The organism is Pseudoalteromonas sp. CO348 (assembly GCF_004208845.1).
In the GTDB taxonomy this organism is placed as follows: Bacteria; Pseudomonadota; Gammaproteobacteria; order Enterobacterales; family Alteromonadaceae; genus Pseudoalteromonas; species Pseudoalteromonas maricaloris.
Genome location: NZ_SGPI01000031.1, coordinates 71,465 through 83,604, shown reverse-complemented (window position 1 = coordinate 83,604; position 12,140 = coordinate 71,465). Strand labels below are relative to the sequence as shown.

Annotated in this window: 13 protein-coding genes; 8 read left to right on the top strand and 5 right to left on the bottom strand. The window is 42.2% G+C overall.

The window, feature by feature from the left end; translation table 11 throughout:
• Positions 1-37 precede the first annotated feature (37 nt).
• The 3 genes from EXT48_RS15725 to EXT48_RS15715 all read left to right on the top strand — a co-directional run bounded on the left by EXT48_RS15725 (position 38) and on the right by EXT48_RS15715 (position 3,346).
• A complete protein-coding gene (locus tag EXT48_RS15725) occupies positions 38-565 on the top strand; it encodes a hypothetical protein (protein ID WP_130164992.1) in 528 nt (175 codons plus the stop codon).
• 112 nt (positions 566-677) lie between these two features.
• A complete protein-coding gene (locus tag EXT48_RS15720; RefSeq protein WP_130164991.1) occupies positions 678-2,459 on the top strand; it encodes a bifunctional diguanylate cyclase/phosphodiesterase in 1,782 nt (593 codons plus the stop codon).
• An 86-nt stretch (positions 2,460-2,545) separates the two neighbouring features.
• On the top strand, positions 2,546-3,346 hold the full coding sequence (locus EXT48_RS15715; RefSeq protein ID WP_130164990.1) for an ABC transporter substrate-binding protein: 801 nt from the start codon (positions 2,546-2,548) through the stop codon (positions 3,344-3,346).
• Here EXT48_RS15715 and EXT48_RS15710 read toward each other — a convergent pair.
• From EXT48_RS15710 to EXT48_RS15695, 4 genes are all read right to left on the bottom strand, one after another.
• The gene (locus EXT48_RS15710) at positions 3,343-3,963 is read right to left on the bottom strand and encodes a hypothetical protein (RefSeq protein ID WP_223193778.1); all 621 of its coding nucleotides are present in this window, start codon (positions 3,961-3,963) and stop codon (positions 3,343-3,345) included. The two genes, EXT48_RS15715 and EXT48_RS15710, sit on opposite strands and share 4 nt — an antisense overlap.
• Before the next feature lie 367 nt (positions 3,964-4,330).
• Entirely contained in the window at positions 4,331-5,989 is a 1,659-nt protein-coding gene (locus tag EXT48_RS15705; RefSeq protein ID WP_239981490.1) for a methyl-accepting chemotaxis protein, read from the bottom strand.
• A 99-nt stretch (positions 5,990-6,088) separates the two neighbouring features.
• A complete protein-coding gene (gene rsuA, locus EXT48_RS15700) occupies positions 6,089-6,799 on the bottom strand; it encodes a 16S rRNA pseudouridine(516) synthase RsuA (RefSeq protein WP_165384118.1) in 711 nt (236 codons plus the stop codon).
• Between the two features lie 23 nt (positions 6,800-6,822).
• Positions 6,823-7,152 (bottom strand): 5-carboxymethyl-2-hydroxymuconate Delta-isomerase, encoded by a 330-nt coding sequence (locus tag EXT48_RS15695; RefSeq protein WP_017218460.1) that lies wholly within the window; start codon positions 7,150-7,152, stop codon positions 6,823-6,825.
• An 81-nt stretch (positions 7,153-7,233) separates the two neighbouring features.
• Here EXT48_RS15695 and EXT48_RS15690 point away from each other — a divergent pair, with 81 nt between their 5' ends.
• The 5 genes from EXT48_RS15690 (at position 7,234) to EXT48_RS15670 (ending at position 11,795) form a co-directional block, all read left to right on the top strand.
• A complete protein-coding gene (locus EXT48_RS15690) occupies positions 7,234-8,025 on the top strand; it encodes a hypothetical protein (RefSeq protein ID WP_130164988.1) in 792 nt (263 codons plus the stop codon).
• Positions 8,009-8,632, top strand: coding sequence for a LysE family transporter (locus EXT48_RS15685; protein WP_130164987.1), 624 nt, complete (start codon positions 8,009-8,011; stop codon positions 8,630-8,632). The genes EXT48_RS15690 and EXT48_RS15685 overlap by 17 nt, the downstream gene beginning before the upstream one ends.
• Positions 8,632-9,162: a gamma-glutamylcyclotransferase family protein gene (locus EXT48_RS15680; protein ID WP_039492719.1), complete on the top strand. Its 531-nt coding sequence runs from the start codon at positions 8,632-8,634 to the stop codon at positions 9,160-9,162. Before EXT48_RS15685 ends, EXT48_RS15680 begins: the two co-directional genes overlap by 1 nt.
• 45 nt (positions 9,163-9,207) lie before the next feature.
• The gene (locus EXT48_RS15675; RefSeq protein WP_130164986.1) at positions 9,208-10,770 is read left to right on the top strand and encodes a serine hydrolase; all 1,563 of its coding nucleotides are present in this window, start codon (positions 9,208-9,210) and stop codon (positions 10,768-10,770) included.
• A gap of 104 nt (positions 10,771-10,874) precedes the next feature.
• Positions 10,875-11,795: a histone deacetylase family protein gene (locus EXT48_RS15670; protein WP_130164985.1), complete on the top strand. Its 921-nt coding sequence runs from the start codon at positions 10,875-10,877 to the stop codon at positions 11,793-11,795.
• Here EXT48_RS15670 and EXT48_RS15665 read toward each other — a convergent pair.
• Entirely contained in the window at positions 11,792-12,091 is a 300-nt protein-coding gene (locus EXT48_RS15665) for a DUF4144 family protein (protein WP_130164984.1), read from the bottom strand. The genes EXT48_RS15670 and EXT48_RS15665 overlap by 4 nt on opposite strands.
• Positions 12,092-12,140 lie beyond the last annotated feature (49 nt).

The window sequence follows — 12,140 nt, the reverse complement described above, 5'->3', positions numbered from 1 at the left end:
TGTATAATGATAATCGTTATCAATAAAGGAGATACTTATGTACAAATTTGCGATGGCGGTTGGTGCACTGACATTAATGACCGCATGTTCTAAGCAACCTGAGCTTGAGCAACAAACCGGATCTGTAACCACAGAAGCAACTTCATCTTTAGCACAATACAAAGTTCAAGCGGAGGCTTTACTTGCGGATATTCGTATCGAGAAAGATGCTGCAGCGCTTGAAACTCAATCCGCCGATCTTGTGACGCTTTCTAGAACTTTACTTAATGAGTTTGTGGCTAAGTATCCTCAGTGTCAGACTTATCTAGATGCCCTGGATAAAGCCGCTGATATCATTCCTACTTTACCACTTGAAGAGATTGAAACGGGTTATCACGCAGATGGCAAATTACCCAAGTTTGATGACCCAGTTTGCTACCATGCCAAAGATTTATTAGTGCATCCAGCAACTGTGCAAGCGATTGCGATGAAAGGGTTTGAAGGTGCTGAAGATTATAAGAGCGCAGAAATGGAAATTGTGGAAGTGATAGCGCACTTCGATCAAGTAGAAAGAGCACTGAAGTAAGCGGTTGAAAATCATTCAATTGCAAGTTGGGTACATTTCATCCGATTGACATATATCTGTCATACCCAGTTGCTACCGTGCGCGATTATACTTTTACAGTGAGCTTGATGCTGTGGATCCTTCGCGCACGTTAGTACTTAATACAATAATAAAAGAAAAAGCTGTATTTACCCTGTTCCAGCCCATTTACGATCTTGCGAAACGGCAAATCTTAGGGTTTGAAGCATTAAGTCGTGGCATGTCCGGCTCATTGTTGGAATCTCCAGGCAAGCTTTTTGCGATTGCGAGTAAGCAGGAGCGTTTGTCAGAACTGGAGATTATCTGTCGTGAAGCCGCTATTAAGCAGTTCGTTTCACTCAACCTTCCTGGTAAGTTATTTTTAAACGTTAGTCCAAAAGCGTTACTTGATCCGAGCCACCCAAAGGGCGAAACCAGACATCTTACAGAAGTGTATGGGCTCGATCCCAAGCGTGTCGTCATTGAAGTGACTGAGCAAGACAAAGTAGATGACGCGAATCTGCTACTAACTACAATTACCCATTATCGAGAACTTGGATTTCAAATTGCGATTGATGATTTGGGAGCTGGTTATTCTGGTCTCAGACAGTGGTCGGAGTTATGCCCTGACTACGTCAAAGTAGACAGATATTTTATCGACCATTGTGACCAAAGTGTGGTGAAACGCGAGTTTTTAAAGTCTATTATCGAGCTTGCTAAAGCCACTAGCACTCAAGTAATTGCCGAGGGAATTGAGCGGATGGAGGAGCTAAAGCTGATAGAGCAGCTCGGTATTGTAAACGCTCAAGGCTTTCTGCTCGCGAAGCCAACTCGAAAGCCACCGACAGAGCTGGCGTTGTTAAAATCCCTTCATTCGGAAGTTCGTTCCAGTGTCAATCAATTTGAGCAGTCGATGGCAATCGGTTGGCTTGCCAAAGAGGCCAATGCTATCCATGAATGTACGCAATGTATCGATGCTCATAGGCTGTTTGAACAAGATCGCAAGCTAACCAGCCTTGCAGTGGTTAATGATGCTAGAGAGCCTGTTGGGCTGCTACACCGAGATCAACTGACTGAGGTCTTTGCGGCACCATATGGCCATGCACTCTTCGATAAGAAATCAGTGATTAAGTTGATGGATAAACAGCCGTTAGTGGTGGATGAGCAGCAAGAGCTTGATACGGTGAGCAAGCAAATAACCGACCATGAATTTGATATTCGACGTCATATCATTATTACTAGAGATGGTCGTTATCTTGGCTTAGCGCCCTTGAGAGACATACTCAAGCACATTACAGAAGAAAAAATTCGTCATGCTCAACATGCCAATCCATTAACCATGTTGCCGGGCAATGTCGCGATAAATGAGGCAATAGAGCAAAGGTTACGTTCACATCATGACTTTTCTCTTGCATATATCGACCTTAATCATTTTAAACAGTTTAATGATTTATATGGATATGCCAGTGGCGATAGCGTGATTAAGCTACTTGCCGAGGTGACAGTTGATGTATGTGTACAGAGCTCAAGTTTTGTTGGGCATATCGGGGGTGACGACTTTATGGTGGTGTTCGATAATAATGATGCAGAAGTGTTGTGTCATGAGATCATCACTCAGTTTGAGCTTAAATCAAAAGCCTTTTTTACTCCCGAGCATGTTAGTGCTGGCGGTTACTGGGCAACAAATCGTGAAGGGCAAAAGCAATTTGTACCTTTACTCACTTTATCGATTGGTTTAGTGAGACCAGATTTACAACACTGTATCAATTCGCACCAAGTTGCAGCTTTAGCAACGGATGCTAAGAAAGAAGCAAAGCGCTATCGTAATAGCTATTTATTTGTATGTAACCGTCGCAAGCCGACAGTATCGACTGTACGATTGGAAAATGCAGGTTGACTATATTTTTAATTACGCAATAGTAATAGCAATCCGTAAGAATACTCTTGATTGTAGTATTGTTTCCCCTAAAAGAGGGTTGTGCGATGAAGTTAAAGTTGAGTGTAATTATCTCTGCTCTGGTGTTTCAAAGCGCTTGTATAGCGGCGCAAAGCCCCGAGTTAATCTATGTCGCGAAAGAAGCGCGAACCTTGTACGATCGCGATCTTTATCTTTACGAATTACTAGAAAAGGCGCTGGCGGCTGCTAAGTACTCAGCTCAAATTGAACACATCAAAATCCACCCTCATCAACAGCGCACGCTAATGGCACTAAGCCGAGGTAAGGTTGATTTACATTGGTCGATGACCAGTCCTGCTCGTGAGCAAATTGCTATTCCTATTAAGGTCCCCTTGTATGATGGACTTATTGGTAAACGTGTGCTGATTGTTCATAAAGATATTTATCCAGCCATAAAAGCAGTTCGGTCACTTAACGAATTAAAGCGTTTTACCGCAGTTCAGGGGCACGATTGGCCTGATACCAAAATTCTAAGCTATAACGGCCTTAAGGTCAGACCGATTTCTGATTATCAAACTATGTTTAATTTGATTGCGGATAAGAAAGCGGATTATTTTCCACGCTCGGTGATTGAGGCAAATTCAGAGTTAATCGCACAAAATAACGAGAACCTCATGATCGTACCTGACTTTCATCTATCATATTCAACCGCCTTTTACTTCTTTGTAAATAAAGACAAGCAAGCGCTGGCAAAGGCTTTGGAAGAAGGGCTTGCCAAACTTCAAGCGTCTGGAGAGTTACAAACTTTAAAACAAAAGTATGGTTTAGATAAACAGTTTACAAGCGCAACTATAAACTTGGTGAATCCGTATTTTACAGAAGGTTAACGCTTTTTGCGTAAGCTTGGCAGCGCATAGTCGTATTCCTCTTTATACGTTAAGGCAGTTAAAACAAGTAGGACGCCACAATTGGAAGCGTAAATAATGTAGCCACTAACGTCAAAACTGTAGAAGAAGATAGTACTGTTTACACCTTTAGCATGTCTTAAATAGTTTTCAACAAGTCCTGCAAAACTCATAAATACCCCTAAAATTGCCAACCAAGGTAAGATGGAATCTGCGAAGGTAAATCTCACTTTTGCCTTAGGAAAAAGCTTTTTAGTTAATTCAACTCGATGCGTTAAAGGGAAGACAACTGATAAATTTATTAAAAAATGTACGCCAAAAATAATGCTATTTTGGAGTAAGCGACTGCTTTCGGTTGAAGATAAGCTAATTAATCCGGATGAAAAAACAATGACTTCGAGAGAAAAAGGAATTGCAACCAGAATAGCTAAAGTGGAAATGTTAATGTCTTTCAGCCGAATCCCCACCACCAAAATTGCAGAGATCGTCATAATGTAAATTAAAAAGAAGTGATACCTAATATCATATAGTACAAAAAGACCTACTCCGATAACAGCGTAAGGAAGAAGTAGATCTCTTATTGAAAAGTTCTTTTTCATTTTGACAATCTAAAACTTAGTCTTTCTTTTGAGACTCTTGGCTTTTTTGTTGTGGAAATTCAGGTTCAAAAATACCGCCACCAGAAACTTTTTTGCATTCTTTCAAATTTAGCTTTTGCATTATCATAGTCCTTATTGAACACACTTGAATACCAAGTGATCAAATTGTATTGGATTTATCTTTTATTGTGATTCTCACAACTTCAGGAGAGCCGTGCCAGACTACTCAACCGACACTCCCGACAGGTACAAACTTAACACCAAATAAACACAAGGTGAATGAAAAATTAAAGAAAATTTTAAAATAATAGTTTAGATATATTTACACTATTCTAATGGTCTGAAAAGTAAAGATAAAATTAATTTTTCACACCTTAAATTTAGCCATCTCAAGCTCTAGATTTCCGGATAATGATTTAATCGTATCGGTTGCTTTATGTGCTTTTTCTGAGACGCTAGCCGTTTGCGAAGCGGTATCAGAAATAATAACGACGCGTTTGGCTGTATCTTCACCTGCATCCAACTGTTCTTTGGCTGCTTGAGCTATTTGATGACTCATTTGCGATATAGATTTTAAAGAATCGGCGACTTGCACAAGCGCTTGGGATGCTTTAGACGACATACTTACTGTCTTTTCACTTGTTGCAATACTCAAGCTTACCGAAGCCTTCGCATCTTGAGTCGCACTTTGCAGTTTAGTGATCATGGTACGGATCTCTTCTGTGCTGGTTTGAGTGCGCTGAGCAAGCTGTCTGACCTCGTCCGCTACGACAGCAAAGCCTCGTCCTTGCTCTCCAGCTCGTGCTGCCTCTATCGCAGCATTGAGAGCCAGTAAATTGGTTTGTTCGGCGATAGATTGGATTACGGTAAGTACATTGGCGATATTAGATACTTCTTCATCTAGCACTTGAATGTTATTACCAGCGCTGTCAATTTGTTGCTCTAATAATGCAATTTCAGTCGCTGCTTGAGCTGTCAGTTTGTCGGCTGCATTACCTTGCTTTTCAGCCTCTTGAACTGACTCTGCAGCTTGCTCTGCATGTTCGACAACGGTTTGTGCTGATGCTGTGAGCTCGGTAATTGCTGAAGCCACCATTTGAGTTTCTGCATTTAAACTACGAGTTAGATTCTCAAGTTCTACTGATCGTACCTCGCTGTCTGATGTTTGGTTTTGTAGCGCCTTGGTTGCTTCTTTTAGTCCCTCAACTACCCCTTTTAATCCGCCTTGCATATAGGCCATAGCAGCGAGAATGCTATAATCTTGACAGTCAGCAGTATTGATTGGCGTAGTCAGGTTTCCTCTTGAAACATGTTTTACGATTTCGAGCACATCATTGATTTCCGCCCCAAGTTTATTGTTGAGTGACAGTCCAAACCGCGCAAGTGCGGTGGTTAATGCAACGGCAACCACTAAAGAAAGTGCAACTAACCAGATTGCGGTGTCCCAATAGCGCTCGTTCACTTCTTTATAACTAATACCAGTGCCGACATACCAGCCAAATCCTGGGGTTTTTTGAACCACTGAGGTCAGGTCGACAACTTCTCCATCTCGTAATGAGGTCCAATTGTAGGTAATGATCCGATCAAATTTGTTACCGACTAAGCGCTTTACCATGCTGCCTATGCTTTTGCCGTCAGCGTCTTCAAAGTCATTAAAGCTGGTGTTATGTAGTTGGGGGTCATGAGGTGTCGCTACGAAGTCCATTTTATCATTAACAACATACACATACTCAGAGTCATGGTATTTATTTTCTCGTAAAACCTGAATTGCCATCTCTTTTGCTTGTTGCTCAGTCAGTTTTCCGTGCTCTGCAAAGCGCTCAAACTGTTTAACAATATTAACGGTGCTTTTCATTAATTGGTTGATACGCGCAATATTATCGCTTTCACTGGCATGGCGTAGAGCTTGAAGACCTACAAAGGCAACGGCAAGTAATGAAACAAATATTGCGGCGGCAAAGGTAATTATTTTTGCTTTTAATGTGAAACTAGAAAACACAGGATCGCCCCCTAAAAATACTCTCATTACATGATTTAGCATGTTTAAGGGGAGTTTGTAAGTAGGTTAATGCCCTATGCGGGTTATTTTGAGATGATATTTACTCATACTACCTAAGGGTGACGACTAATTTGCATTAATTATGCTTATTTCTTCATCAGTTAACGGGCGATATTCTCCCTCAGCAAGGGTTGGATCAAGTTCGATTCCTGCAATGTTTTCTCTATGAAGTTCAACTACTTGGTTGCCAATTGCGGCAAGCATGCGCTTGACTTGGTGATATTTTCCCTCGCAAATAGATAAGCGTAGTGCAAATTTATCAATAAGCTCCGCTTTTGCTGGCAAGGTTGCTTGTCTTTCACCGTGTAACTCAACGCCTTGCTCAAGCTGTGTTAGCGCTTCTTCAGTGAGTTCATCGCGACTTTCTAGTACATAAGTTTTAAACTTTTGTTTTTTCGGCGAGGTGATTTGATGAGACCAATCACCATCGTTAGTGAGCAGAACCAAACCTGTCGTATCGATGTCCAGTCTACCTGCAACATGAAAATCTTTTAAGTTAGGTTCTTCGATTAAATCGAATACTGTTGGGTGTAACTCATCACTATTTGCACACACATAACCTTGTGGTTTGTTTAGCATATAGTAGCGTAAACCCAAATACTCTAGGCGTTTGCCATCGAAAGTAATGTGGTCTGCTGGGGTGACTTGGATATCGCCTTTTTTGACGACATTGCCATTGACGGTAACTAGACCTTTTTTAATATTAATTTTGACCTTGCTGCGCGGCATCTCTGCAACGTGGCTCAAAAATTTCTCCAATCTACATGGAAATTTCATATCTAAATAACTCGAATAATAAATTAGTTTTTGCGGTAAATATCGGATAATAAATCATAGCAATGGACACTGAGAGCAAAATGCTCCCCGACCTTTGCGAGCAAAAGCTTTAGAGCACCTTCCGTGAGCATTTGTTTTTGCTCTAATGTTCTACCAGCCATCATATGGATCTGCAGGTGAATAAATCCTTGTTTGCCATCACCTAACTGAAAATGCTCAAAAGCAACTGCACGGGTTTTGACGGAAGTTGGATCAAACAAGCCACTTGCACAGGCAAATTGCTGCACCTGGGATACTAACGCCTCGGTTTCAATTGGCAAATTAGCTGAGTGTTCGAGAATAAAGTGTGGCATGTGAAACTCCATGTTTTTGCATTAGGCTCAGAGTTTATGCTATTTATCAGGGGTTATTCCAGAAAAGAGTGAATTATTAGCATGCTGTCCTTATTTAAAGTCTCACCTTTGCTTAGCGATGAAGAAACCCAATGGTTAATTGATACCTTTGTCTGGGCATTTGAGCATTTTGATGGCGAGTACTTTTTAAATGAAACGCAGATCGTTACTCCGACTCCCAGTTGTTTTCCTGAGCCGGTATCCAGCATTGAAGAGATGGCGGCGGTGGTTTTCTCTCGAGTAAAGTCCTATGCGGGATTACAACAGTGGCCAATCACTTTGGTTGCGCCTGAACGTATGCTCGCGTCGACCAGCATGACTAAGTTAAACATTGCAGGGCGTTGGCGCGGTGAGCAAGCGGTTATCGCTGAACCGGCTGCGCCTATTTTGATTTCTTATAATCCCAATCAAATAAATCAGCCTCAAGATCTGATCGCCAGTTATGCAGGTGTCATGGCAAAAGTTTTAATTTTACAGCGTGGCGTGTTACCTCCAGGTGGGGAAGCGCAATTAGACGCGGCTTGTGATGTGCTGGCGAGCTTTTTTGGCTTTGGGGTCATGGTGTCTAATACCGTATATCACTTTAGGGGAGGATGTGGTTCTTGCTACAACCAATATGCCAACCGAAAAGCTGCACTGACGGAGCAGCAGAGTGTTTTTGTGCACGCCCTAGTATGTCATTTTAAAGGGGTGAAAGATGGTCATAAGCATCTTAAGTCACACCTTGTGAGTCAGTATAAAAAGGCGAAAAAGCAAATTAATACCTTAATGGATAACTCAGAGCGAGGTGATTTACTGGCCTTACAGGAGCATGCACATGCTCGTTTATCTTGATGAGTTTATCTTAATTGCGCTGGCACATTTTTTTGCTGTTGCAAGTCCCGGTCCTGATTTTGCGATAGTGCTTAAACAAAGTGTACAGCAGGGTAGAGCAAACGCCCTTTGGACAAGTTTTGGGGTTGGCCTTGGTATTTTAGTACATGTCAGTTATTGCTTATTGGGGGTTGCGTTACTGCTATCTCAATCTGAAACCTTGTTCACAGCAGTAAAATACTTAGCCGCGCTTTACCTCGCTTACCTTGGTGTGCAAGCGTTGCGGTATGCAAAACCCAATTCAGAGCAAGAAAATATCACTGAACACGCTGTTACTGAGTCTAATTGGACTGCGTTAAAACGAGGTTTTTTAGTCAACGCCTTAAATCCTAAAGCAACGTTGTTTTTCTTATCGCTTTTTACCTTAGTGATTGAGCCAACCACACCAAGCAGTGTGCAGTTGTTTTACGGTGTTTATATGGCGTTGGCTACCTGGGCTTGGTTTTCATTTTTATCTTTAGTTTTATCAAAAACAACGGTAAGACAATTTTTTCGTCGTGCAGGACATTGGTTTGATCGCGGGATCGGTGTGATCATGTTACTGCTTGCAGTAAGATTGGTGATCTAATGTGTGACAAAAACATTATTAACTTTAGTTTTGGTTCAAATATGTCGACCGCACGTCTGCTTGCTCGCTTACCACAAGCGAAGCTACTTGGAGTGGGGAAATTGCATGGCTATCGGCTGACTTTTGATATGTTGAGCACCGATGGTTCAGCCAAATGCAGTATTACGCCGAGCACTAAAGCAAATAGCCATGTTTATGGCGTTTTGTATGCGTTGGATGAGCAAGAAAAGGCGCGTTTGGACGACATTGAAGGGGAGCGCTACAGCTGTCATTGTTTGCCTGTTGAAAGGCAAGATGGCGGTATGGTGGACGCCTGGTGCTATATTGCTAACACCTTTGTGGAACATCAATTACCTTTCGATTGGTACGTACATCATGTGTTGGCCGGGGCAAAGGAGCATCAGTTTCCGACCAGCTATTTACAGGCAATTTCGGCGCAATCACACGTTACAGATAATAATAGTGACAGACAACAACAAGAATTAGCCATCTATCAATGTGATATTACGAAGTTAAATCTCAAAGCTTGACTGGTAACATCATGATTGGTTGTGGCAAAAAACCAAGGAAAAATAATGAAAATAAAACAATGGCTATTAACCTCAGGCCTAGTTGCTGCAAGTTTTCTTAGTGCGCAGGCAAGCGCGGCAGTAAACCAACAGGATGTTGAAGCTGCGGTAAAAAGTGCAATGGCAAAGTTTAATATTCCAGGTTTGGCAATTGGTATCGTAGAAGATGGTCAGGTTGTGATGACCAAGGGCTTCGGAGTGACGCATTTAAATAAGCCAGCCAAGGTCAATGCGGATACCTTGTTTGGTATTGCATCTAACACCAAAGCATTTACGGCAGCAGCGCTGGCGATGTTGATAGACCAAGGCAAACTGAGTTGGGATGACAAAGTCACCAAACACATTCCAGAATTTAAGCTTTACGATAGTTATGTTACTCAAGAGATGACTATCCGCGATTTATTAAGTCATCGAAGCGGATTGGGTCTTGGGGCGGGTGACCTTATGATCTGGCCTGATACTGATAAAACCATGACTGAATTACTGGCAGGTATTTCACATCTCAAACCGGATTCAAGTTTCCGCAGTCATTACGCCTATAACAATTTGATGTTTGTTGTTGCAGGAGAAATCGTAAGCCGAGTTAGTGGTAAAGATTGGCGCGATTTTGTTGAGCAGGAAATGTTTACCAAGTTGGATATGGATGACTCAAAGGCTGGATTCTCTCGGATCCCGGCTAACAATAGTAATTGGGCGACTGGCCATATTCCGATGGATGGCAAACTTACACCGTTCTTTGTTAACTACCTAGAAGATTTCCGTGGTGCTGGCGCTATTGCGTCTAACGTGGATGACATGACCAAGTGGTTACAAACTCAGCTTGAAGGTGGTCGCTTACCTTCTGGCGAGCAGCTATTTAGCCAAGAGCAACAAGTGCAAATGTGGCATCCACACATTACGCGTATTCCCGCAGCAAAAGCCGCAGAAGTATACCACCAACAGTTTAGAGGGTACGGCCTTGGCTGGGCGGTAGAAGACTACTTTGGTTATAAAAAGGTAGGTCACGGCGGTGGGATTTTAGGTATGGTGTCGCAAGTTGCGATGATCCCAGAGAAAAATTTGGGTGTGGTAATCTTATCAAACCAACAAAAATACCCCGCACTTTCCGCGATTATCAATGAAGTGTTTGAAGATGCGCTTGGCCTAGAAGATAAAGACTGGGTGCAGATCATCGCCGATGATTACTTTAAGGCGCAACAAGAAAAATACGCTAAAGCTGGGATAATCGAAGTTGCAAAACCACAACCAGCTTTACCATTAAACCACTACACGGGAACACTAAATAGCGCTTGGTATGGCGATGTAGTGGTGGAAAAGCTCGGTAAGGAACTACGCATTGATTTTACGCACACGAAGCGCCTAAAAGGGAAACTTGAGCACCTAACCGGTAACACTTTTGTGGTACGTTGGGATGAGCCATTACTTGAAGCAGATGCTTACATCAGCTTTGTGATGGATAAATCTCAACGGGTTGAGTCTGCTGCGATGGAATTTGTTAATCCGGAAATAACCGATTTTAGTTTCGATTTCCATAACTTGGATTTAAAGGCGAAAGAAATCCAACATTAAGATATACCAAAGTATCAAAGCCACAATTATGTGGCTTTGATATAGTGAAAGGATAACTACTTAAATCAACCACGTCGCAAACTAACATAGGATGTATATTCGTTATGCGTACTGCAATTATTACTCATCCATATTGCCGCAAGCATAAAATGACCGAGGAACATCCTGAGTGTCCGGCGAGGTTAGATGCGATATCAGACCGGTTGCTAGCGTCTGGGCTTGATATCGCCATTGAACACAAAACGGCGCTGAAAGCCGATACCTCACACTATGCATTGGTTCATGATAAAGCCATGATCAAAGAAGTAATGGATAAAATCCCTAATGAAGGGTTAACCGAGTTAGACGGCGACACTTGGCTTTGTCCTGATTCTATGAAAGCGATTGAACGCGCTGTCGGCGCGGGAATTCTTGCGGTGGACGAAGTGGTTGCAGGTAAACTTGATGCTGCATTTTGTTCTGTTAGACCTCCTGGGCACCACGCCAATCAAAGTACTTCATCGGGATTTTGTGTCTTTAATAATGTTGCCATTGCTGCCGCTTATGCCAAGACAAAGGGTGTAGATCGAGTGGCTATATTGGACATCGATGTACATCATGGTAATGGCACGCAAGATATTTTCAAAGACGATCATAGCGTATTACTTTGCTCTTTGTTTCAACACCCTTTTTATCCAAATACCGCAATTGAGAATCATCAAACGCTAATCAATTCCCCGTTGAGTGCAGGCGCGGATGGCACAGATTTAAAAGCCTTGATGGAGCAGCAATGGTTGCCTAAGCTGCAATCATTTAAACCTCAGCTCATTTTTATCAGTGCAGGGTTTGATGGCCATTTAGAGGATGATATGGGTGGGCTCAAGTTTGTTGAACAAGATTACCAGTGGTTTACTGAGCAAGTGGTTGAGTTTGCAAACTCATCGGACTGTTTGGGGATTATTTCTTACTTAGAAGGGGGCTACGATCTTTCTTCTTTAGGCCGCAGCGCCGTGACACATATCAAAGCGCTGGTTGAAGCCGGTTAGCTTAGACTTAACAAATCAAAAGCTTGCTGAGTAGTGCTCAGTTGGATTTTGCTTACGCAACACTGGCCTTCGTCAACGAGGTATTGTTGCACTAATTCGGTTAAATATTTCAAATCAATACACTGCACGGGCGCACCGTGTACGTTGCTGCAGCAATCGTTTGGGTATACTAGAATTAACCGTTTGAGTGACGCAACATCGAGCAGATGCGTTGCATCTCTAAGTGCTTTTTCATCTTCGATAAACTCTATACTTTGGTCTAATACCAGCAATAAAGGATAGGTTTTTATCGCCATAATTTGTTCTTGGTCAAGTTATCAAAAGTGTCGCCCAGTATACTTCAAA

Bases quoted from the DNA above. Each gene is read 5' to 3' on its own strand.
- EXT48_RS15680 (WP_039492719.1), top strand. From the start codon at position 8,632: ATGTGTGACAAAAACATTATTAACTTTAGTTTTGGTTCAAATATGTCG.
- EXT48_RS15715 (WP_130164990.1), top strand. From the start codon at position 2,546: ATGAAGTTAAAGTTGAGTGTAATTATCTCTGCTCTGGTGTTTCAAAGC.
- EXT48_RS15690 (WP_130164988.1), top strand. From the start codon at position 7,234: ATGCTGTCCTTATTTAAAGTCTCACCTTTGCTTAGCGATGAAGAAACC.
- EXT48_RS15705 (WP_239981490.1), bottom strand. From the start codon at position 5,989: ATGAGAGTATTTTTAGGGGGCGATCCTGTGTTTTCTAGTTTCACATTA.
- EXT48_RS15725 (WP_130164992.1), top strand. From the start codon at position 38: ATGTACAAATTTGCGATGGCGGTTGGTGCACTGACATTAATGACCGCA.
- EXT48_RS15710 (WP_223193778.1), bottom strand. From the start codon at position 3,963: ATGAAAAAGAACTTTTCAATAAGAGATCTACTTCTTCCTTACGCTGTT.
- EXT48_RS15670 (WP_130164985.1), top strand. From the start codon at position 10,875: ATGCGTACTGCAATTATTACTCATCCATATTGCCGCAAGCATAAAATG.
- EXT48_RS15665 (WP_130164984.1), bottom strand. From the start codon at position 12,091: ATGGCGATAAAAACCTATCCTTTATTGCTGGTATTAGACCAAAGTATA.
- EXT48_RS15695 (WP_017218460.1), bottom strand. From the start codon at position 7,152: ATGCCACACTTTATTCTCGAACACTCAGCTAATTTGCCAATTGAAACC.
- EXT48_RS15675 (WP_130164986.1), top strand. From the start codon at position 9,208: ATGAAAATAAAACAATGGCTATTAACCTCAGGCCTAGTTGCTGCAAGT.
- EXT48_RS15685 (WP_130164987.1), top strand. From the start codon at position 8,009: ATGCTCGTTTATCTTGATGAGTTTATCTTAATTGCGCTGGCACATTTT.
- rsuA (WP_165384118.1), bottom strand. From the start codon at position 6,799: ATGAAATTTCCATGTAGATTGGAGAAATTTTTGAGCCACGTTGCAGAG.